At 73.5% G+C, this 19614-nt stretch carries 22 protein-coding genes; 14 read left to right on the top strand and 8 right to left on the bottom strand.

Going from position 1 to position 19614, the window contains the following annotated elements; all coding sequences use genetic code 11:
• Positions 1-5 precede the first annotated feature (5 nt).
• On the top strand, positions 6-1190 hold the full coding sequence (locus tag ACI2LY_RS11015) for a sensor histidine kinase (protein WP_404707311.1): 1185 nt from the start codon (positions 6-8) through the stop codon (positions 1188-1190).
• Positions 1187-1801 (top strand): response regulator, encoded by a 615-nt coding sequence (locus ACI2LY_RS11010; RefSeq protein ID WP_393605220.1) that lies wholly within the window; start codon positions 1187-1189, stop codon positions 1799-1801. Before ACI2LY_RS11015 ends, ACI2LY_RS11010 begins: the two co-directional genes overlap by 4 nt.
• Positions 1802-1810: 9 nt before the next feature.
• Here ACI2LY_RS11010 and ACI2LY_RS11005 read toward each other — a convergent pair whose 3' ends face one another.
• A complete protein-coding gene (locus ACI2LY_RS11005) occupies positions 1811-2695 on the bottom strand; it encodes a tetratricopeptide repeat protein (protein WP_393915870.1) in 885 nt (294 codons plus the stop codon).
• Positions 2696-2704: 9 nt separating this feature from the next.
• On the bottom strand, positions 2705-3724 hold the full coding sequence (locus ACI2LY_RS11000; protein WP_404706894.1) for a GNAT family N-acetyltransferase: 1020 nt from the start codon (positions 3722-3724) through the stop codon (positions 2705-2707).
• A 140-nt stretch (positions 3725-3864) separates the two neighbouring features.
• Here ACI2LY_RS11000 and fdxA point away from each other — a divergent pair, with 140 nt between their 5' ends.
• Both fdxA and ACI2LY_RS10990 read left to right on the top strand, forming a co-directional pair.
• Positions 3865-4185, top strand: coding sequence for a ferredoxin (fdxA, locus tag ACI2LY_RS10995; RefSeq protein WP_384363569.1), 321 nt, complete (start codon positions 3865-3867; stop codon positions 4183-4185).
• A gap of 120 nt (positions 4186-4305) precedes the next feature.
• On the top strand, positions 4306-5403 hold the full coding sequence (locus ACI2LY_RS10990; RefSeq protein ID WP_404706893.1) for a bifunctional succinyldiaminopimelate transaminase/glutamate-prephenate aminotransferase: 1098 nt from the start codon (positions 4306-4308) through the stop codon (positions 5401-5403).
• Positions 5404-5570: 167 nt separating this feature from the next.
• Here the strand turns inward: ACI2LY_RS10990 and ACI2LY_RS10985 are convergent, their stop codons facing one another.
• The gene (locus tag ACI2LY_RS10985) at positions 5571-5858 is read right to left on the bottom strand and encodes a hypothetical protein (RefSeq protein WP_404706892.1); all 288 of its coding nucleotides are present in this window, start codon (positions 5856-5858) and stop codon (positions 5571-5573) included.
• Between the two features lie 315 nt (positions 5859-6173).
• On the bottom strand, positions 6174-7196 hold the full coding sequence (locus ACI2LY_RS10980) for a heavy metal transporter (RefSeq protein ID WP_404706891.1): 1023 nt from the start codon (positions 7194-7196) through the stop codon (positions 6174-6176).
• A 95-nt stretch (positions 7197-7291) separates the two neighbouring features.
• Here ACI2LY_RS10980 and dapE point away from each other — a divergent pair, with 95 nt between their 5' ends.
• On the top strand, positions 7292-8371 hold the full coding sequence (dapE, locus tag ACI2LY_RS10975; protein ID WP_388995915.1) for a succinyl-diaminopimelate desuccinylase: 1080 nt from the start codon (positions 7292-7294) through the stop codon (positions 8369-8371).
• Between the two features lie 107 nt (positions 8372-8478).
• The gene (locus ACI2LY_RS10970; protein ID WP_404706890.1) at positions 8479-9237 is read left to right on the top strand and encodes a TIGR00730 family Rossman fold protein; all 759 of its coding nucleotides are present in this window, start codon (positions 8479-8481) and stop codon (positions 9235-9237) included.
• 57 nt (positions 9238-9294) lie between these two features.
• Here the strand turns inward: ACI2LY_RS10970 and folP are convergent, their stop codons facing one another.
• The gene (gene folP, locus ACI2LY_RS10965) at positions 9295-10155 is read right to left on the bottom strand and encodes a dihydropteroate synthase (protein WP_404706889.1); all 861 of its coding nucleotides are present in this window, start codon (positions 10153-10155) and stop codon (positions 9295-9297) included.
• 155 nt (positions 10156-10310) lie between these two features.
• Between folP and ACI2LY_RS10960 the strand changes: the two genes are divergently transcribed.
• Both ACI2LY_RS10960 and ACI2LY_RS10955 read left to right on the top strand, forming a co-directional pair.
• On the top strand, positions 10311-10658 hold the full coding sequence (locus tag ACI2LY_RS10960) for a DivIVA domain-containing protein (protein WP_404706888.1): 348 nt from the start codon (positions 10311-10313) through the stop codon (positions 10656-10658).
• Positions 10655-11251, top strand: coding sequence for a DNA-3-methyladenine glycosylase I (locus ACI2LY_RS10955; RefSeq protein ID WP_404706887.1), 597 nt, complete (start codon positions 10655-10657; stop codon positions 11249-11251). The genes ACI2LY_RS10960 and ACI2LY_RS10955 overlap by 4 nt, the downstream gene beginning before the upstream one ends.
• Positions 11252-11300: 49 nt before the next feature.
• Here the strand turns inward: ACI2LY_RS10955 and ACI2LY_RS10950 are convergent, their stop codons facing one another.
• Positions 11301-12107, bottom strand: coding sequence for an enoyl-CoA hydratase/isomerase family protein (locus ACI2LY_RS10950; protein ID WP_404706886.1), 807 nt, complete (start codon positions 12105-12107; stop codon positions 11301-11303).
• A 374-nt stretch (positions 12108-12481) separates the two neighbouring features.
• On the opposite strand from ACI2LY_RS10950, the gene ACI2LY_RS10945 reads away from it, so the two are divergent.
• The gene (locus tag ACI2LY_RS10945; RefSeq protein WP_018544333.1) at positions 12482-12649 is read left to right on the top strand and encodes a DUF3117 domain-containing protein; all 168 of its coding nucleotides are present in this window, start codon (positions 12482-12484) and stop codon (positions 12647-12649) included.
• A gap of 82 nt (positions 12650-12731) precedes the next feature.
• Here the strand turns inward: ACI2LY_RS10945 and ACI2LY_RS10940 are convergent, their stop codons facing one another.
• Positions 12732-13445 (bottom strand): O-methyltransferase, encoded by a 714-nt coding sequence (locus tag ACI2LY_RS10940; protein WP_361651400.1) that lies wholly within the window; start codon positions 13443-13445, stop codon positions 12732-12734.
• 157 nt (positions 13446-13602) lie between these two features.
• Here ACI2LY_RS10940 and sigE point away from each other — a divergent pair, with 157 nt between their 5' ends.
• From sigE to ACI2LY_RS10915, 5 genes are all read left to right on the top strand, one after another.
• Positions 13603-14385: an RNA polymerase sigma factor SigE gene (sigE, locus tag ACI2LY_RS10935; RefSeq protein ID WP_388995898.1), complete on the top strand. Its 783-nt coding sequence runs from the start codon at positions 13603-13605 to the stop codon at positions 14383-14385.
• A complete protein-coding gene (locus ACI2LY_RS10930; protein WP_404706885.1) occupies positions 14382-15320 on the top strand; it encodes an anti-sigma factor family protein in 939 nt (312 codons plus the stop codon). The genes sigE and ACI2LY_RS10930 overlap by 4 nt, the downstream gene beginning before the upstream one ends.
• Before the next feature lie 70 nt (positions 15321-15390).
• Positions 15391-16914 (top strand): S1C family serine protease, encoded by a 1524-nt coding sequence (locus ACI2LY_RS10925; protein ID WP_404706884.1) that lies wholly within the window; start codon positions 15391-15393, stop codon positions 16912-16914.
• Between the two features lie 84 nt (positions 16915-16998).
• Positions 16999-17457, top strand: a complete 459-nt coding sequence (locus ACI2LY_RS10920) for a sec-independent translocase (RefSeq protein ID WP_404706883.1) — start codon at positions 16999-17001, stop codon at positions 17455-17457.
• 287 nt (positions 17458-17744) lie between these two features.
• Complete coding sequence (locus tag ACI2LY_RS10915; RefSeq protein WP_393605237.1) at positions 17745-18416, top strand: hypothetical protein; 672 nt, start codon at positions 17745-17747, stop codon at positions 18414-18416.
• A 61-nt stretch (positions 18417-18477) separates the two neighbouring features.
• On the opposite strand, the gene ACI2LY_RS10910 is transcribed toward ACI2LY_RS10915, so the two are convergent.
• Positions 18478-19611, bottom strand: a complete 1134-nt coding sequence (locus tag ACI2LY_RS10910) for an Mrp/NBP35 family ATP-binding protein (protein ID WP_404706882.1) — start codon at positions 19609-19611, stop codon at positions 18478-18480.
• Between the last annotated feature and the right edge of the window lie 3 nt (positions 19612-19614).

Genomic DNA, 19614 nt, shown 5'->3' with positions numbered 1-19614 from the left:
ACGCGATGACCGAGGACCCGTGCGCCGGACCCGAGACGGACACCCCCGTGGGGCGTCCGCCGCAGGGGCGCCGCGAGCTGTGGGTGAAGCTGCTGTGGATCGGCGTCTGGCTGGTCTTCCTCAGCTCACCCGTCCACGACCTGGTGAGCGGCGGCCACGGCACGGCGGCCACCTGGGCCGGAGCCGCCGGGCTCACCGCGTTCGTCGCGGTCTACCTGGGGCTGGTCTTCCGCAACATGGGCCGGACCTTCTCCGCCCCGGCCGTCGTCCTGCTCCTGCTGGTCCTCGGCATCCTCGCGCCACTCCTCGCGTACACCCTCGGCAGCGCCTGGCTCGGCCTGTTCGTCTACCTCTCGGTGGCCTGCGGAGCGACCCTGCCCACGAAGGCCACCTACTGGGCGATCCCGGCCTCGGCGGCCGTCATGTACCTGGTCGGGCTGCACTCCGGCGAGGAGGAGGCGCGGAACCTCCTGCTGCTGACGGTGCTGATCGGCTTCGCCATGACGGGCGTACGGCAGCTCGTCCGCACCACCGTCGAGCTGCGCAAGGCGCGGGCCACCGTGGCGCAGCTCGCCGCCAACGAGGAGCGGCTGCGGCTCGCCCGCGACCTGCACGACCTGCTGGGGCACTCCCTGTCCCTGATCACCCTCAAGAGCGAGCTGGCGGGGCGGATGCTGCCCGGCCGACCGGAGCAGGCGGCGCAGCAGGTCGCGGACATCGAGCGGGTCAGCAGGCAGGCGCTGGTCGACGTCCGCGAGGCCGTCACCGGCTACCGTCGGCCCCGGCTCGCCGCCGAACTCGCGGGCGCGCAGGTCGCGTTGACGGCCGCCGGGGTCATCGCCGAGATCCCCGCCGAGCCCGACCTCGCCGGGCTGCCCGAGGAGGCCGAGGCCGCGCTCGCGTGGACGCTGCGCGAGGCCGTCACCAACGTGGTCCGGCACAGCGGGGCCGAGCGGTGCGCGGTGGAGCTGCTGCACCGGCACACCCTGGACGGGCCGGTGCTGGAGCTGTCCGTCGAGGACAACGGCTCGGGCGGCCCGGGCAAGGGGCCCGGCAACGGGCTCACCGGGCTCGCGGAACGCCTCCACGACACGGGCGGCACCCTGGAGGCGGGCCGGTCCGGCAAGGGCTTCCGGGTGGTCGCCCGCGTCCCGTCGGCCGCCGTCGCGGACGTAGTATCCGGGTCATGACGAGCACGATCAAGGTCCTCCTCGCCGAGGACCAGTCGATGGTCCGCGAGGCGCTCGCCGCACTGCTCGGGCTGGAGGACGACATCGAAGTCGTCGCGCAGGTCGCGCGCGGGGACGAGGTGCTGGCCGCGGTGGGGGAGCACGGGGTGGACGTGGCCCTGCTCGACATCGAGATGCCCGGCTGCACCGGCATCGAGGCCGCCGCCCAGGTCCACCGGGCGCACCCCGGCGTGAAGCTCGTCGTCCTCACCACCTTCGGCCGCCCCGGCTACCTCCGCAGTGCCATGGAGGCGGGCGCCGACGCCTTCCTGGTCAAAGACGCCCCCGCCGCCCAACTCGCGGCCGCCGTACGCAAGGTGCTCGCCGGGGAACGCGTCATCGACCCCACCCTGGCCGCCGCCGCCCTCGCCGACGGCGCCAACCCGCTCACCGACCGCGAACGCGAGATCCTGCGCGCAGCCGCCGACGGCTCCACCAACGCCGAACTCGCCCGCACCCTCCACCTCTCCCAGGGCACGGTCCGCAACTACCTGTCGACCGCGATCCAGAAGCTCGCGGTACGCAACAGGGCGGAAGCGGTCCGCATCGCGCGGGAGAAGGGCTGGCTCTGACCCGGTCGGTCAGTTCAGCAGGGCTCGTGCCGCGCGGGCCTGGGCGCGGGCCTTCTCCTCGGCCATCGGGTCGACCACCGCGACGAGCTCCGCGTACGCCTCCAGCTCCGCCGCGCCCTCGGTGAACTCGCCGCGCTGCACCAGCAGACGGGCCCGCTCGTAGCGCAGGTGTGCCGGGCGGGAGGGCAGGAGCATGGCCAGCTCGACGGCCGACAGGGCCACGTCCGAGCGCTCGGGGCGGGCGGCGGCCCAGGCGCGGACGTTGTTCAGGATGCGCTGGATGACCTGGAGCGGGGCCGCCGGGACCAGCATCGAGGGCTCCAGCGGCGCGCCCGTGGCCCCGGCCACCAGCAGCTCGGTGTCCATGCCGCTGAGGACCCGGCCGCCGTCGAAGGGGTCGGCCAGCACCCGGTCGCCCGCCGTGCCGAAGCCGACCACGAAGTGACCCGGCAGCGCCACCCCGTACACCGGGGCGCCCGCCCGCCGGGCGACCTCCATCCACACCACCGACAGCAGGATCGGCAGCCCGCGCCGCCGCCGCAGCACCGCGTGCAGCAGCGAGGACTCCAGCCGCTCGTACTCCCCGCCCGTGCCCCGGAACCCCTGGGTGCCGCCCAGCAGCCGCCCCACCGCACGCGCCCACGCCAGCGGCCCGCCCGGCCGGTACGGCAGCCGCCCGGCCAGCTCGTCCAGCTCGATCTGGGCCGCGTCGATCCCGGCCTCGTCCAGCGTGCCGTCCACCTCCGCGCCGATGAGCAGGCACAGCGCGGACAGGTCCGGCCACTGCGACCGCGCCTCCTCGGCGAACCGCCGCCGCAGCTCCACCGACCGCGCGGCCGGAGGCGGGTACGGGGGCGGGAAGGCGGGTCGCCGGGCCGGTTCCTGGGCGCTCACGACGGGCCCCTACGACCGCCCGGAGCCGGTCTCGTCCGGCTCCCGGTAATGGTGGTACGCGTGATGCGGGGCGAGACCGAGCCCGTCGTACAGCCGCCGCGCGGCGTCGTTGTCCTCCTCCACCTGGAGCCACGCCGCCGAGGCGCCCTCGTCCAGCGCCCGGCGGGCCAGCGCGGCCATCACCTCGGTGGCCAGCCCCCGCCGCCGCTGCGCCGGATCGACCTCGACGGCGGCGAAACCGGCCCAGCGGCCGTCCACCACGCACCGCCCGATGGCCACGGGCGGCTCGCCGTCCGCGCCGGGCACGCGGGCGAACCACACCGACCGCCCGCCGCCGAGCACCCGCAGGGCCACCTCGCTCACTCCCTCACGCTGGTACCGCGCGAGCCACGCCTCGTCCGCCTCGCGGGACAGCAGCACCCCGGCGCCCTCGGCCCGGTCCGCGACCGGCGCCAGCGCCCCGGTCCACAGCTCCGCCGTCACCTCCCGCGTCCAGCCGCGCCGCTCCAGCTCCGCCGACAGCAGCTCCTGCGTGCCCTCGGCGCCGGTGGCGGTCTGCACGTAGGCGGGCAGTCCGCGCTCGCCGTACCAGCCTCTTACGGAAGCCAGGGCCGCGTCGAGCGGAAGCCCCGGCTCACCGAGCGGCAGCACGCTGTTGGCACGCCGGGTGAAGCCGCCCGCCGCCCGCAGCTCCCACGCGCCGAGCCGCTCGCTCTCCAGCGGCCGCCAGGCCCGCGCGGCGACCCGCGCCAGCTCCTCGTACCCCGCCGCCGGACCCCGGCGACGCGCCGGGGCGGACGGCACGACCTTGCCCGCGACCAGCGACGACGCCTCGACCCGGACCACCCGGCCGTCCCGTCGTGTGATCATGAGCACGCCGTCGTCGTCCCAGGATGTGAGAACGCCAATCGTGTCGGTGAACTTCTCGCCCGCCGCACCCGACCCCGTCAACTGCCGTACAGATACCCTTTTGCCCACATCTGCCGGTGTGATGAGGACCTTGAGCAGTCCTGTCACCGAGATTTCCACGGGTCGCTCCACCCCTCCTGTTCGGATCACGCTCCGGAACGGAGATACTAGGTGCGGGCATCGACGACGCCGCGCTCCCGCGCGCCAGGCGGCGGAGCCTGAGGAGGCCCGCCGGCGCCCTATCGAGGAGGAACGACAGCGTGACCTACGTCATCGCGCAGCCTTGTGTCGACGTCAAGGACAAGGCGTGCATCGAGGAGTGCCCGGTCGACTGCATCTACGAGGGCCAGCGGTCCTTGTACATCCACCCGGACGAATGCGTCGACTGTGGTGCCTGTGAGCCGGTCTGCCCGGTCGAGGCGATCTTCTACGAGGACGACACTCCGGAGGAGTGGAAGGACTACTACAAGGCGAACGTCGAGTTCTTCGACGAGCTGGGCTCCCCCGGCGGCGCCAGCAAGCTGGGCCTGATCGAGCGCGATCACGCCTTCATCGCCGCGCTGCCGCCGCAGGGCGAGTGACCGTTCCGACGGTCCAGCGGCCCGCCTGAGCGCGCCGCCTCGGTCCCGTACGGCCCGGTCACCCCCGGCCGTACGGGACCGAGGCGTTTCGCGCCCCCTAGGAAAGAGAGAGCAAGCCCCGTGTCCGCAGTCTCCGACCGGCTCCCCGCCTTCCCCTGGGACAAGCTGGAGCCGTACAAGAAGACCGCCGCCGCGCACCCCGGCGGCATCGTCGACCTGTCGGTCGGCACCCCGGTCGACCCGGTGCCCGAGCTGATCCAGAAGGCCCTGGTCGACGCTGCCGACTCGCCGGGCTACCCGACGGTCTGGGGCACGCCCGCGCTGCGCGACGCGATCACCGGCTGGCTGGAGCGCCGCCTCGGCGCCCGGGACGTCACCCACCGCCATGTCCTGCCGATCGTCGGCTCCAAGGAACTCGTCGCCTGGCTGCCGACCCAGCTCGGCCTCGGTCCCGGCGACCAGGTCGCCTACCCGCGCCTGGCCTACCCGACCTACGAGGTCGGCGCCCGCCTCGCCCGCGCGGACCACGTGGTCTACGACGACCCGCGCGAGCTGGACCCCGCGAACCTGAAGCTGCTCTGGCTCAACTCGCCGTCCAACCCCACCGGCAAGGTCCTCTCCAAGGATGAGCTGACCGGCATCGTCGCTTGGGCCCGCGAGCACGGCGTGCTGATCGTCTCCGACGAGTGCTACCTGGAGCTCGGCTGGGAGGCCGACCCGGTCTCGGTCCTGCACCCGGACGTCAACGGCGGCTCCTACGACGGCATCGTGGCCGTCCACTCCCTCTCCAAGCGGTCCAACCTCGCCGGTTACCGCGCGGCCTTCCTCGCGGGCGACCCGGCGGTGCTGATGCCGCTGCTGGAGATCCGCAAGCACGGCGGCATGATGACCTCCGCGCCGACCCAGGCCGCGGTGGTGGCCGCCCTCGGCGACGACGAGCACGTACGCCTCCAGCGCGAGCGGTACGCCGCCCGCCGCGACCGGCTCCGCGCCGCCCTCCTGGCCCACGGCTTCCGCATCGAGCACAGCGAGGCCAGCCTCTACCTCTGGTCCACCCGCGACGAGTCCTGCTGGGCCACCGTCGCCCACCTGGCCGACCTCGGCATCCTGGTAGCACCGGGCGACTTCTACGGCGAGGCGGGCGAACGGTTCGTCCGGGTCGCACTGACGGCGACGGACGAGCGCATCGACGAGGCGGTAGCCCGCCTGACCGCGTAGCTCTGGCCCGGCTGTGGGCAGCCGCCGCCACCGCTGTGGGCAGTCGTTCCGCAGGGCGGAACGGGTGGGCACAGCCCACAGTGCCGGGTGCGGCTGACACCCCGCCCAACAGCAGACATGCCAAGGGGGTCCAGGGAAACACCCTGGACCCCCCCGGCATGCGACGGCTAGCCCAGCGGGAGCCCCTTGAGGGGCAGGCCGCCGAGGACGTTCCCCGCCGCCTTGCCCGCCGCAGGCGCCGGCACGGCCTTCTTGACGGCCTTGCTGCCCGCCAGCCCACCCACGGCCTTGTCCATGTGAGTCGCACCGTCCAGCTTGGTCAGCCCGCCGAGGTCCGGCACGGCGGGCTGGTTGGTGGCCGCACCGGCGGAGCCTGCGGCGCCGATCCCGGCGGCCGCCCCCGCGGCGACGAGCAGCGCGGCCTGGGCGATCCGACGAGTCAGGGGGAGGGACATGATGCTCCATTCGACAGAAGAGAACGGTGTGGTGTCCGAGCCCGGACGCCGTGACTACCGCTCGAACCCGCCGAAGGTTGCGGACGCCGAAGGTAAAGACTCGATAACGCATCGCATTATCGGGTGTGGATAAAAATGGGCAAAGACCGTCCTGAACCCCGTCAGCAGAATCCTTACGCCCCTTGATTCCCTAGGCGGATCGGCCCCTGACCCCACCCTGCCCCGCAAACCGCCCCGCGCACGCCCCCACAACCCCTACGGGGGCACCCCCGCACGGCTGTCCGGTACCCCCTGAGGGGCCTCGGGGAAGGGTTCTCAGGGTGCGGTGGGCCCGGTGACGATCCGGACGGACCCCGTCGTCGACCGCTCGGCCCCGGCCGACCCCGACGCCCCGCCCTTCGACACGGAGTGCCAGTCGTGCCCGCCGTTGGACGCGGTCCACTCCCGCCCCTCGTACGTCACCCGGGCGATGCGCAGCGCCGAGGAGTTGGCCACCGCCCACTGCGCCAGCTGCCAGCCCCGCTCCCGCTCGGCGGCCCCGGCGGTGGCCCCCTTGCCGTCGCGGGTCACCGGCACGGTCACCGTCCGCCCGTGCGCCGTGGCGGTCACGCTGGGGGAGGGAGAGGGCGACGGGACGGCCGTACCGCCCACCACCGCGCCGGTCTCCTGGAGCGCGTCGCGCCCGAAGTCCCGTACCAGCGCCTCCCGTACCGCGTCCGGGCCGGTCGCCTCGGCGGTGCGCGACGGGCGGCCCTCGCAGGTCAGGGTGGCCGCCGAGCGGCCGGTGAGGGCGGCGGCCAGCAGCACGGCGTCCTGCTCGTGCTTGGCGTACGCCTCCGGGAAGCCGCTGCGCTGCACCTTCTGCGCCGCGACGGTGAGCGGGAGCGCGGAGTAGTCCGGCACCCGGGCCAGATGCGCGTAGAAGATGCCCGCCGAGTACGCCGGGTCCATGATCTGCCGCTCGGTGCCCCAGCCCTGCGAGGGCCGCTGCTGGAACAGGCCCAGCGAATCCCGGTCCCCGTGCTCGATGTTGCGCAGCCCCGACTCCTGGAGCGCGGTGGCGAGCGCGATGGTCACCGCCCGCTCGGGCATCCCGCGCCCGGTGCCGACGGCGGCGATGGTGGCCGCGTTCACCGCCTGCTCGGGCGTGAACTCGTACGACTTCGAGTCGTCCTGAGCGGAGACCACCGTGCAGCCGCGCGTGCCGACGCCTCCGGTGACGTACTGCACCACGAGGTACCCGCCGACACCGGCGAGGACGACCAGGGCAGCGCCGATCCGGAACACACGGCCGCGACGCTTGGGGCGGGACTGGGGGCGAGGGGACGGCTCTGACACGCGTACAAGGTACTGGAGCCCGTGATCGCCCTCGCCGCGGCCCCGCGCCCCGTGCCGCGGCGGGCCCCGGCCGGGCGGGCGTTAGGGTCACCAGCATGGCCGACACCACCCTTGACCTCACGCTGGACGCCGCCGAGCTGACCGCCCGGCTCGTGGACATCCCGTCGGAGAGCGGCACGGAGAAGCCCCTCGCGGACGCGATCGAGGCCGCGCTGCGCGCTTTGCCCCACCTCACCGTGGAGCGCTTCGGCAACAACGTCCTCGCCCGCACCGACCTGGGCCGCGCGGAACGCGTCATCCTCGCCGGGCACATCGACACCGTCCCGATCGCGGAGAACGTCCCCTCCCGCCTCGACGCGGACGGCGTGCTGTGGGGCTGCGGCACCTGCGACATGAAGGCGGGCGTCGCGGTCCAGCTGCGCATCGCGGCCACCGTCCCCGAGCCCAACCGCGACCTGACCTTCGTCTTCTACGACAACGAGGAGGTCGCCGCCGAGCTGAACGGCCTCAAGCACCTCGCCGAGGCCCGCCCGGAGTGGCTCCGGGGCGACTTCGCGGTGCTGCTGGAGCCCTCCGACGGCGAGGTCGAGGGCGGCTGCCAGGGCACGCTCCGGGTGCTGCTGAGGACCAAGGGCGAGCGGGCCCACTCCGCGCGCGGCTGGATGGGCTCCAACGCCATCCACGCCGCCGCCCCGATCCTCGCCCGCCTCGCCTCCTACGAGCCCCGCTGGCCGGTGATCGACGGTCTCGAGTACCGCGAGGGGCTCAACGCGGTCCGGATCGGCGGGGGAGTGGCCGGCAACGTCATCCCGGACGAGTGCGTGGTCACGGTCAACTTCCGCTACGCCCCCGACCGCACCGAGGAGGAGGCCGTCGCGCACGTGCGTGAGGTGTTCGCGGACTGCGGGGTCGAGGAGTTCGTGATCGACGACCACAGCGGCGCCGCCCTGCCCGGCCTGTCCCACCCGGCCGCCGCGGCCTTCATCGAGGCGGTCGGCGGCACCCCGATGCCCAAGTACGGCTGGACGGACGTCTCCCGCTTCGCCTCCCTCGGCATCCCGGCGGTCAACTACGGCCCCGGCAACCCGCACCTGGCGCACAAGCGGGACGAGCGGGTCGAGGTGGCCAAGGTCCTCGCGGGCGAGGAGCGGCTGCGCGCCTGGCTCACCGCGTGACGCCCGCACCACGCGGCGCCGCGTTCCGGACATGCTCACGTCCCCCCTCCGTAACGGATGCGGATCTAGGCTGAGGCACGAAACACCGGCAAGCGGAGGGAGCGCACATGGCTACCGGAAACCCCGAGGGGAAGAAGCGCCCACCGGACGAGCAGCGGCTCGGCCCGGTACTCCGGCGACGGGGCCAGGTCCAGGCCAGTACCACCGACCAGCGGCTGCTGGACGAGCGTGCCCCCACCGACTGGGTGCACACCGACCCCTGGCGGGTGCTGCGCATCCAGTCGGAGTTCATCGAGGGCTTCGGCACCCTCGCCGAACTCCCGCCCGCGATCAGCGTGTTCGGCTCGGCCCGGACCCCGGTGGACTCGCCCGAGTACGACGCCGGTGTGCGGCTCGGACGCGGTCTGGTCGAGGCGGGCTGGGCGGTGATCACCGGCGGCGGTCCGGGCGCCATGGAGGCGGCCAACAAGGGCGCGCTGGAGGCGGGCGGCATCTCGGTCGGCCTCGGCATCGAGCTGCCCTTCGAGCAGGGGCTGAACCAGTACGTCGACATCGGGCTGAACTTCCGGTACTTCTTCGTCCGCAAGATGATGTTCGTGAAGTACGCGCAGGGCTTCGTCGTGCTGCCCGGCGGGCTCGGCACGCTGGACGAGCTGTTCGAGGCGCTCACCCTGGTGCAGACCCAGAAGGTGACCCGCTTCCCGATCGTGCTGTTCGGCAGCGAGTACTGGGGCGGCCTGATGGACTGGCTGCGCAACACGCTGGTCGCCCAGGGCAAGGCGGCGGAGAAGGACCTGATGCTGTTCCACGTGACGGACGACGTGGACGAGGCGGTCGCGCTGGTCTCCAAGGAAGCCGCCCGGTAGTACCTCGTTCCCCGTACGGGACGGCCACTGGGGGCCGACCCGTACGGGGAACCCCTGTCAGGCCAGACCCCTACGGGCCGTCGCCGGGGGCCGGTGTCCGGCGATCGACGCCACCATCTCCAGCACCTGCCGGGTCTCCGCGACCTCGTGCACCCGGTACACCTGCGCCCCGAGCCACGCCGACACCGCCGTGGTCGCCAGCGTGCCGATCAGCCGCTCCGGCACCGGGCGGTCCAGCGTCTCCCCGACGAAGTCCTTGTTGGACAGCGACACCAGCACCGGCCAGCCCGTCGCCACCATCTCGTCCAGCCGCCGGGTCGCCTCCAGGCTGTGCCGGGTGTTCTTGTTGAAGTCGTGCCCCGGATCGATCAGCACCGACTCGCGCGGCACCCCCAGCGCCACCGCCCGCTCCGCCAGCCCCACGGTCACGTCGAGGATGTCGGCCATCACGTCGTCGTAGGCCACCCGGTGCGGGCGGGTACGGGGCTCCGCGCGCCCGGCGTGCGTGCACACCAGGCCCACTCCGTAGCGCGCCGCCACCTCCGCCAGGCCGGGGTCCACCCCGCCCCACGCGTCGTTCAGCAGGTCCGCGCCCGCCTCGCACACCGCCTCGCCGACCTCGGCCCGCCAGGTGTCCACGCTGATGATCACATCGGGGAAGCGGCGCCGGACCTCCGCCACGAAGCCGACCGTGCGCCGGGCCTCCTCCTCGGCGGTGACCTCCTCGCCCGGCCCGGCCTTCACCCCGCCGATGTCGACGATGGCCGCGCCCTCGGCCACCGCCCGCTCCACGCGCGCGAGGGCCGCGTCGTCGGCGAACGTCGCCCCCCGGTCGTAGAAGGAGTCCGGGGTCCGGTTCACGATCGCCATGATCACCGGTTCACGCGCCCCGAATTCCCGCTTGCCCAGCCTGAGCATCCCTCGTGACCTCTCCTCGTACCTCGCACGTCCGGCGCCTCGCGGCCCGGACTGTCAGCCTCGCATGGCACGATCGGACCCAGACACATCCGGCTTCCGGTCGCGCGGTCCGAAGGGCCCGGCGTCCGGCACATCGAGCTTGGGGAACCCTGGCGATGCTGATGTTCCTGTTCCTGGTCCTCGCGCTGGCCGTCGTGGTCGGCGCGGTGACCCTCGCCGTGGTGGGCGGCGGCGAGAGCGCCCCGCTCCAGGACGCCGCGCCCGAGCGGCTCCAGGACCCGCTGCCCGCGGACCGCCCGCTGCACGGCTTCGACGTGGAGAACCTGCGCTTCCCCCTCGCCACGCGCGGCTACCGCATGGCCGACGTCGACGACGCGCTCAGCCGCCTCGCCGCCGAACTCGGCGAGCGGGACGCCCGGATCGCCGACCTGCAGACCGCGCTCGCCGGTGCCCTTGCCCCGCACCCCCGGCCGGACGAGCCCGGCGCCGAGGACGTCCGATGAGCACCGGGGAGGCCCTCGCCGGGGCGGACGGCGCGCTGCGCTGCCCCTGGGCGCTCTCCACCGAGGACTACGTCGCGTACCACGACGACGAGTGGGGGCGCCCGGTGCACGGCGACGACGCCCTCTTCGAGCGGCTCAGCCTGGAGGCGTTCCAGTCCGGGCTGTCCTGGATCACGATCCTGCGCCGCCGCCCCACCTTCCGGCTCGCCTTCGCGGACTTCCGGATCGAGAAGGTCGCCGCCTTCACCGACGAGGACCGCGAGCGTCTCCTCGCCGACCCCGGCATCATCCGCAACCGCGCCAAGGTCGACGCCACGCTCGCCAACGCGCGCGTGCTCGCCGACTGGTCCGAGGGCGAGCTGGACGAGCTGATCTGGTCCCACGCCCCCGACCCGGCCGGGCGGCCGGTGCCGAAGGTGCTGGCCGACGTGGCCCCGGTGACCCCGGAGTCCACCGCGCTGTCCAAGGCGCTGAAGAAGCGGGGCCTCAGGTTCGTCGGCCCCACCACGGCGTACGCGCTGATGCAGGCGTGCGGCCTGGTCGACGACCACCTCGCGGCCTGCGTCAGCCGGGGCGCGGCCACCCGCGGCTGAGGGGCGGGCGGGGATCAAGTGGCTTCCCCCGCCCGGCCGTTCAGCAGGCTCAGCGGCCCACGTACCGGGGCTTCTCCTTCTGCACGAACGCCTGCACGGCGATGACGTGGTCCTCGGAGGCGCCCGCGCGGGTCTGGAGCTCGTCCTCCCTCTCCAGCGCCTCGTCCAGCGAGTGCGTCAGCCCGTACGCCACCGCCTCCTTGATCGCCGCGTAGGCGACCGTCGGGCCCTCGGCCAGGGCCCGCGCCACGTTCTCCGCCTCGGCGCGCAGCTCGGCGGCCGGGACGACCCGGTTGGCGATGCCCAGCTCCAGCGCCTCCTGGGCGCCGATGCTGCGCGGGAAGAGCAGCAGATCGGTGGCGCGGCTCGTGCCGATCACCCGGGGCAGCGTCCAGGAGAGGCCGGAGTCCGCGCTGAGCGCCACGCCCGCGAACGAGGTGTTGAAGGCGGCGGTGTCCGCCACCAGGCGGTAGTCCGCGAGCAGCGCGAAGCCGAAGCCCGCCCCAGCCGCCACGCCGTTGACCGCGGCGATCACCGGCTTATCCGCACCCGCCAGCGCCCGCGCGATCGGGTTGTAGTGCTCCTTGACGGTGCTCATCGTCTTTCCACCGCCCTCGCCCTGCCGGTCGGCGGCGAGCAGCCCGATGTGCTCCTTGAGGTCCTGGCCCACGCAGAACGCCCGGTCGCCCGCCGCGGTCAGCAGGATCGCCCGCACCGCGTCGTCCGCCGCCGCGGCCTCGACCGCGTCGCGCAGGGCGTTCTTGGTGGCGATGTTCAGCGCGTTCATCGCCTCCGGGCGGTTCAGGGTGATGGTGGCGAGCCCGTCGTTCACCTCGTGGAGCACGGTGTCGGCCATGGCGCTTCCCCTCCGTTTCGCGGCTGACGGCGTACCGGTCGGTACGCCGTTGTCCGGGGACAGCATGGCGGAGATCTCGGCCCGGCAGTCGCACCGCGCGTGTGACCTGCGTCTAACAAAAGCAGCACGAAGCCGGCCGGGAGAGGTGCTGGGGGTGGCGCAGTATCGCAGGCACATCCCCGAATTGAGTGGTTTTGCTCGCGTGCGTTGCCCAAGCGATGCGGACCGATGTTGGTCATCGGGTCCTGAGATGCGGGATAATGGCTTGGAAGCAATGTGTTCGATGCCGGTGTCGCGTGTCCCTCCTGGACCGCGGGTGCCCTCCGTGGGGTCGTCGGCAGACGATGAGCCTGGTTTCAGGAAGGGGTACGAGCATGGCGGCCATGAAGCCGCGTACGGGTGATGGCCCGCTCGAGGTGACCAAGGAGGGGCGGGGCATCGTCATGCGCGTTCCGCTCGAAGGCGGCGGGCGACTCGTCGTCGAGCTGACCCCCGACGAGGCAGAGGCACTCGGCGACGCCCTGAAGAAGGTCGTCGTCTGACGCGCAGCGATCTTTTCCTCCCGACTGCCCCGGTACCCGCGAGGTGCCGGGGCAGTCGCGTACCGGGGGGCGGGCCGGGGGGTCAGCGCTTGACGGCGCAGAGCAGGCCGTCGCCCACCGGCAGCAGTGAGGTCACCAGCTCCGTGCTCTCCCGCACCGTGCGCAGCAGCTCGCGCAGCCGGACCACCTCGGTGGGCTGCGGACCGGAGTCGACGGTGCGGCCGCTGGCGAAGACGCCCTCGAAGACCACCAGCCCGCCCGGTCTCAGCAGGCGCAACGATTCAGCGAGGTAGTCCGAGTACTCCAGCCGGTCGCCGTCGCAGAAGACGAGGTCGTAGCCGGAGTCCGCGAGCCGGGGGAGTACGTCGAGGGCGGGGCCCGGGATGAACCGGGCCCGGTTGCTGGCGAAGCCGCAGGCGCGGAACGCCTGCCGGGCGAACTGCTGGTGCTCCGGCTCCGGATCGACGGTGGTCAGCACGCCGTCGGGGCGCATTCCGTGCAGCAGATGGATTCCGGACACCCCGCAGCCGGTGCCGATCTCCGCGACCGCCTTGGCGTCCACGGAGGCGGCGAGCAGTCGCAGCGCGGCGCCCGTGCTGGGCGCCACCGAGCGCAGCCCCGCGTCACGGGCACGGTCCCGGGCCCAGCGCAGTGCTTCGTCCTCGGCGACAAAGGCGTCGGCGAACGCCCAGCTCGTCTGCCGGTTGCCGGTAATGACCCTCTCCTGTCCCCGTGATTGCCTCGGCGTGACTGTATCCGTTGCGCCGGGAACCCGCTGATGGGACCGAGCGTTCACGTAAGGAGAGCGACGCCGGGGCGGCGCGGTGGGCACAGGACGGGGGTAAGGGGTGACACAGGGTGCGGAGCACATGCTGACGCGGGTGGACGACCCGGCTCAGCGCGTGTCAAATTTTCGTAAAACCGCTTATCCGGAGCTAACGGGCGAGGTGGCTATGGTAGGGGCTCCACTGGACACCACCAGAGCCGACAGGGGAGGTGCGGCCGCACCCGAGGACCGAGGAGGAGTGCTGCGGCGCTTCCTCGGGTCGGGCAGGCCGAAATCCGTGACCGACACCGCTGCTGACCACCACGCCGCCGCTCCCGCCGCAGGCGAGGCCCCGACCGCGACCTTCGCCACCGACGCGGACGGGCAGGCGTGGACTCCGCCCACCTGGGAGGAGATCGTCAGCACCCACAGCGGCCGCGTCTACCGCCTCGCCTACCGTCTGACGGGCAACCAGCACGACGCCGAGGACCTCACCCAGGAGGTCTTCGTCCGCGTCTTCCGCTCGCTGTCGACGTACTCGCCGGGCACCTTCGAGGGCTGGCTGCACCGCATCACCACCAACCTGTTCCTGGACATGGTCCGGCGCAAGCAGCGCATCCGCTTCGACGCCCTGGGCGACGACGCGGCCGAGCGCCTGCCCAGCCGTGAGCCGTCCCCGCAGCAGGTCTTCAACGACGCCCACTTCGACGCCGACGTCCAGCAGGCGCTGGACACCCTCGCGCCGGAGTTCCGCGCCGCCGTGGTGCTGTGCGACATCGAGGGGCTGTCGTACGAGGAGATCGCCGCGACCCTCGGCGTCAAGCTCGGCACCGTCCGCTCCCGTATCCACCGGGGCCGGTCGCAGCTGCGCAAGGCTCTCGCCCACCGCTCCCCCGAGGCCCGCAAGGCCGAGCGACGCTCGTTCATGCCCCGGGTGCCCGCGCTGGGGGGAGGGGGCTCGCCCGCGTGAGTGGAACCGGACCGAACCCCGCGGAGGCGCGCCTCGCGGAACAGCATCTGGGAGACCGGCTCTCCGCCCTGGTGGACGGAGAACTGGGTCATGAGTCGCGCGACCGCGTCCTCGCCCACCTGGCCACCTGCTGCCGGTGCCGGGCCGAGGCCGACGCGCAGCGACGGCTGAAGAACGTGTTCGCGGAGGCCGCCCCGCCCCCGCCCTCCGAATCCTTCCTAGCCCGCCTCCAGGGCCTCCCCGGCGGCGACGCCGATGGCCCGGCGACCCCCGGCGGCCCGTTCGGACGCGGCTCCGGCGACGGCGTCTTCGGCGTGCGCGACAACGAGCGGTTCGCGTTCGGGCATGTCCCGGCCGCCGCCGCACACGCCCCCGAGCAGCGCGGCTTCCGTATCCATCCGGTCGCCGACCGCCCCTCCTCGCGCGGGCTGCGGTTCGCGGCCGCGGCCGCCGGAGCGGTGTCCCTCGCGGCCGTCGCCCTCGGCGGCGTCACCACCGCCCTGCCGGGCGACCTCGCCGCCGACGCCCGCGGCGGCTCCGGCGCCGGGAGCAATGTCGCGCCGTCCCGCTCGGCGGGCACGGGCACCGCCGCCGGTACGGCGGCCCCCGACACCCAGCGGCGCCGTCCGGCCGCCCCGCTGCTCGCGCAGGGCGGCGGCGCGGCCAGCCGCACCCCGGCGGCCGCGGTCTCCGCCTCCGCGCCCCTGCTGCCGGGCATCCCGGCCCCGGTCGACGCGACGGTGCAGGACACCGCGCGGGACCTGGCCATGCCGGTGATGGCCGGTGCGGCCGCCGTCTCCCCGCTGATACGCCCGCTCGGCGAGACCACGCCCTTCTCCCTGGGCTCCCTGGACTCCTGGCCCCTCGCCCCACCGGCCACCGGGACCACCGCGGCGGCCGGACCGACGAACTCCCCCTCCGCCTCGGCCCCCTGACCCGCCGATCCCTGGTTGAATCCGGTGAGGCCGTGCCCGCACGGCCGCGACACAGGCGACTGGGGAGTGCATGAACGAGGGGAACCCGACACCGGACCCGTCCCCGGCCGGGACCGACGGCGACTTCGAACTGGCCCGGCCGACGGCGCCCGCAGGCGCGCCCGCACCCGAGGCGGGCGGTGCCGGTCCGGCCGACCCGCGTACGGACGGAACCGCCACCGGCCGCTCCACGCCGCTGCACGACCCCGACCCCTACAGCACCCCTCCCTACGGCGGCCCGGGCCCCTGGGCCCCCGCCCCGCCCGTCCAGCACCCCATGGCGACCCCGGCCCACGGCACCCCGGTGATGCACGCCCCCGCGCCCGTCCCGGCCCCCGCCCGATCGCCGGAAGCCGCTCCCGACCCCACCCCCCGCTACGACCCCTGGAACCCCGCACCCCCCTCCGAGCAGGTCGCCCCCCTCACCCGCACCGACCAGCAGCGCGAGCGGCCGACCCTGAAGACACTCGCCGCCATCCTCCTGGGCATCTCGCTCCTGGCGGGCGGGATCGGCGGGTTCGCCGGGGCCTGGATCGAGCGGGAGGGCAGCACCACGGTGCGGCTGCCGCAGGCCGGGGCCGTGCCCGACGGACGGGCGCGGGACAGCGTGGCCGGGATAGCCGCCCGCGCGCTGCCCGGCGTGGTCACCCTGCATGTGCGGGGCGCGGCCGAGGCGGGCACCGGCACCGGCTTCGTGCTCGACGGCCGGGGACACATCCTCACCAACAACCACGTCGTCGCCCCCGCCTCCGGAGGCGGCGCCATCACCGTCACCTTCAGCAGCGGCGACACCGCCGAGGCCGAGGTCGTCGGCCGGGACAGCGGCTACGACCTCGCCGTCGTCAAGGTCGAGGGAGTCCAGGGCCTCACCCCGCTGCCCCTCGGCGACTCCGACGGCGTACGGGTCGGTGACCCGGTCGTGGCCATCGGCGCCCCCTTCGACCTGGCCGACACCGTCACCTCGGGCATCGTCAGCGCCAAGGACCGCCCCATCACGGCGGGCGGCGAGAAGGGCGACGGCACCGACGTCAGCTATGTCGACGCGCTCCAGACCGACGCGCCGATCAACCCCGGCAATTCCGGCGGCCCCCTCCTCGACTCCCAGGCCCACGTGATCGGCGTCAACTCCGCGATCCGCTCCGCCGGGCGCGACGCCGACTCCACCGAGGGCCGGTCCGGCTCCGTCGGCCTCGGCTTCGCCATCCCCGTCAACCAGGCCCGCCGGGTCGCCGAGGAACTGATCGGCACCGGGCACGCCACCCACCCGGTGATCGGCGTGACCCTCGACATGGACTACGCCGGTGACGGCGCCCGTATCGACGCCAGGGGCGGTGCGGGCGGCCCCGCGGTGCTGGCGGACGGCCCCGGCGACCGGGCCGGGCTGAAGCCGGGCGACCTGATCACCGGGGTCGACGGGCGCCCCGTGCACTCCGGCGAGGAACTCATCGTCAAGGTCCGCGCCCACCGCCCCGGCGACCGGCTCCGCCTCACCGTCGGGCGGGCCGGAGCCGAGCGGACCGTCACGCTGAGGCTGGGGGCGTCCGGGCAGAACTGACGCAAGTCTCACCTCGGGGCGGTACCGGTCCCGAGGGTGTGCCGGGTACCGTTGAGCGACCGAGGACACGCAAGGAGCTTTCAGGTGTTCAATGACATAGGGCCGCTTGAGCTGGTCACGCTCATCGTCCTCGCCGTGCTCGTCTTCGGTCCGGACAAGCTCCCCAAGTTCATCCAGGACGTTACGCGCACACTGCGCAAGATCCGGGAGTTCTCGGACAACGCCAAGCACGACATCCGCAGCGAGCTGGGCCCGGAGTTCAAGGACTTCGAGTTCGAGGACCTCAACCCGAAGGCGTTCCTGCGCAAGCAGCTGGACAACGACGAGCTGGGGCTCAAGGACATCCGCAGCACCTTCGACCTGAAGCGCGAGATGGCCGAGCTGACGGACTCCGTGAACGGCCACGACACCGCCTCCGCGCTGCCCGGCCCCACCTCCTCGGCCCCCACCTCCGCCCCCGCGCCCGGCGGCCGCGTCGACATGACGAAGAAGCCCGAGGCCCCCAAGGACGACCGCCCGCCCTTCGACGCCGACGCCACCTGACGCCGGCGGAACCCGACGCCGGGGACGACTTCACCCGGTCGGCCCCGCGCCGCCCGAACAGATCACGAAACGCCACGAAACCCGCCCCACCGGGCGGGTTTCGTCGCACGCGCCTGCCGAACATCGCGTGATCGGCCGTCCCGGGGGCCCCACGGGCCCGCCGCCTTCCCGGCTGCCCTCAGCGGTGTGGATATGCTGCCGAGTTGTTGTGCGGACCGGGCGCGTACGCCCGAAGGGGGGCGGGCCTTTCGCCCCGGTCCGACGAGAACGAGGAGGCGTCCGGGCAGATGGAGACCACGAGTCGGGTAAGCGCGCAGACGCCGGCCAACGAGAGCGGCCGTCGCGGCCACCTCGGCGGCCGGACGGTCGACGGCTATCTGCGGGCGCCTTTCCCCTGGTACGGCCTCGACGAGGCGTTCACGGGCCACCGCTGGCTGCTCCAGGTCGGCCTGGCCGCCGACGGCGCGGTGGAGCACGGTTCGATCGGGCACGGCGACGAGCCCTCGGTGCGCAACGAGCACAGCGCGAACTCCTCGGACGAGCCGAGGGAGAAGTTCGCCGTCGTCGTCACCGTCCCGGCGAACCCCTCCCGCCGCAGCGCGGACGGCACCGGGCTGCTGGAGGCCACCTCGGTCTCCTCGGCGGCCTGGCTGGCCGGGGTGGGGCTGCTGTCCGTCACCTGGCCCGGCCAGATGGACCACACCCTGCGCGACGACTGGCTGGACCAGCAGACCGAGGCCGCCTGGGCGCTGGCCGACGACCTCGACGGCGCCGAGTGGTCGCGGCTCTCGCTGCCCGTGGACGGCGTGGCGACGCCCTTCCACTACCGGGAGTCGGAGTTCGGCTGGGTGCTCGCCGGGGCCACCGAGGCGGGCGTCCACGTCGGCGCGTACGGCCGGGGCATGAGCGCCTACGGGCTCGGCTTCGCCGTCGTCAAGGACATCGGCGCCTACGCCTGAGACATGCGAGAGGGGCGCCCCGGCGGAATCCGCCGGGGCGCCCCTCTCGTCGTGTCCGGGCTCAGAACTTGTTGCGCGGGGTGATTCCCAGCGACAGCCCCGACAGGCCGCGCTGACGGCCACCCAGCTTGCCCGCGATGGCACGCAGGGCCGAGGCCGCCGGGGAGTCGGGGTCGGTCAGCACGACCGGCTTGCCGTCGTCGCCGCCCTCGCGCAGCCGCACGTCGATCGGGATGCTGCCGAGCACCGGGACCGTGGCGCCCGTGGTGCGGGTCAGGCCGTCCGCGACGAGCTGGCCGCCGCCGGTGCCGAAGATGTCCACCATCTCGTCGCAGTGCGGGCAGGGCAGCCCGGACATGTTCTCGACCACGCCGACGATCTTCTGATGGGTCTGCACCGCGATGGAGCCCGCGCGCTCGGCTACCTCCGCCGCCGCCTGCTGCGGGGTGGTGACGATCAGGATCTCCGCGTTCGGGATCAGCTGCGCCACCGAGATCGCGATGTCACCGGTGCCCGGCGGCAGGTCCAGCAGCAGCACGTCCAGGTCGCCCCAGTACACGTCCGCCAGGAACTGCTGGAGCGCCCGGTGCAGCATCGGGCCGCGCCACACGACCGGGGCGTTGCCGGGGGTGAACATGCCGATGGAGATGACCTTCACGCCGTTCGCCGACGGCGGCATGATCATGTTCTCGACCTGGGTGGGCTTGCCGTCCGCACCCAGCATGCGGGGCACGCTGTGCCCGTAGATGTCGGCGTCCACGACACCGACCTTCAGACCGTCGGCGGCCAGCGCGGCCGCCAGGTTCACCGTCACCGAGGACTTGCCGACGCCGCCCTTGCCGGAGGCGACCGCGTAGACGCGGGTCAGGCTGCCGGGCTTGGCGAACGGGACCTCCCGCTCCGCCTGCCCGCCGCGCAGCGCGTTGGCCAGCTCCTTGCGCTGCTCGTCGCTCATCACGTCCAGCGCGACGTCGACCCGGGTCACACCCTCGACGGCGGAGACCGCGTCGGTCACCCGCTGGGTGATCGTCTCGCGCATCGGGCAGCCGGAGACCGTCAGGTACACCGTGACCGCGACCGCTCCGTCCGCGCCGATCTCCACCGATTTGACCATCCCGAGTTCGGTGATGGGTCGGTTGATCTCGGGGTCGTTCACCGTCGACAGCGCCTCGCGCACCGCGTCTTCCGTAGCCATAAG

It is taken from the genome of Streptomyces sp. NPDC002176 (assembly GCF_044903645.1).
GTDB lineage: Bacteria > Actinomycetota > Actinomycetes > Streptomycetales > Streptomycetaceae > Streptomyces.
This window is presented reverse-complemented; position numbering and strand designations above follow the sequence as displayed.

Excerpts from the sequence above, each read along its gene's own strand:
- ACI2LY_RS11015 (WP_404707311.1), top strand. The coding sequence starts at position 6 with ATGACCGAGGACCCGTGCGCCGGACCCGAGACGGACACCCCCGTGGGG.
- ACI2LY_RS11010 (WP_393605220.1), top strand. The coding sequence starts at position 1,187 with ATGACGAGCACGATCAAGGTCCTCCTCGCCGAGGACCAGTCGATGGTC.
- ACI2LY_RS10985 (WP_404706892.1), bottom strand. The coding sequence starts at position 5,858 with ATGTCCCTCCCCCTGACTCGTCGGATCGCCCAGGCCGCGCTGCTCGTC.
- dapE (WP_388995915.1), top strand. The coding sequence starts at position 7,292 with ATGGCCGACACCACCCTTGACCTCACGCTGGACGCCGCCGAGCTGACC.
- ACI2LY_RS10970 (WP_404706890.1), top strand. The coding sequence starts at position 8,479 with ATGGCTACCGGAAACCCCGAGGGGAAGAAGCGCCCACCGGACGAGCAG.
- folP (WP_404706889.1), bottom strand. The coding sequence starts at position 10,155 with ATGCTCAGGCTGGGCAAGCGGGAATTCGGGGCGCGTGAACCGGTGATC.
- ACI2LY_RS10960 (WP_404706888.1), top strand. The coding sequence starts at position 10,311 with ATGCTGATGTTCCTGTTCCTGGTCCTCGCGCTGGCCGTCGTGGTCGGC.
- ACI2LY_RS10955 (WP_404706887.1), top strand. The coding sequence starts at position 10,655 with ATGAGCACCGGGGAGGCCCTCGCCGGGGCGGACGGCGCGCTGCGCTGC.
- ACI2LY_RS10950 (WP_404706886.1), bottom strand. The coding sequence starts at position 12,107 with ATGGCCGACACCGTGCTCCACGAGGTGAACGACGGGCTCGCCACCATC.
- ACI2LY_RS10945 (WP_018544333.1), top strand. The coding sequence starts at position 12,482 with ATGGCGGCCATGAAGCCGCGTACGGGTGATGGCCCGCTCGAGGTGACC.
- sigE (WP_388995898.1), top strand. The coding sequence starts at position 13,603 with ATGGTAGGGGCTCCACTGGACACCACCAGAGCCGACAGGGGAGGTGCG.
- ACI2LY_RS10925 (WP_404706884.1), top strand. The coding sequence starts at position 15,391 with ATGAACGAGGGGAACCCGACACCGGACCCGTCCCCGGCCGGGACCGAC.
- ACI2LY_RS10915 (WP_393605237.1), top strand. The coding sequence starts at position 17,745 with ATGGAGACCACGAGTCGGGTAAGCGCGCAGACGCCGGCCAACGAGAGC.
- ACI2LY_RS10910 (WP_404706882.1), bottom strand. The coding sequence starts at position 19,611 with ATGGCTACGGAAGACGCGGTGCGCGAGGCGCTGTCGACGGTGAACGAC.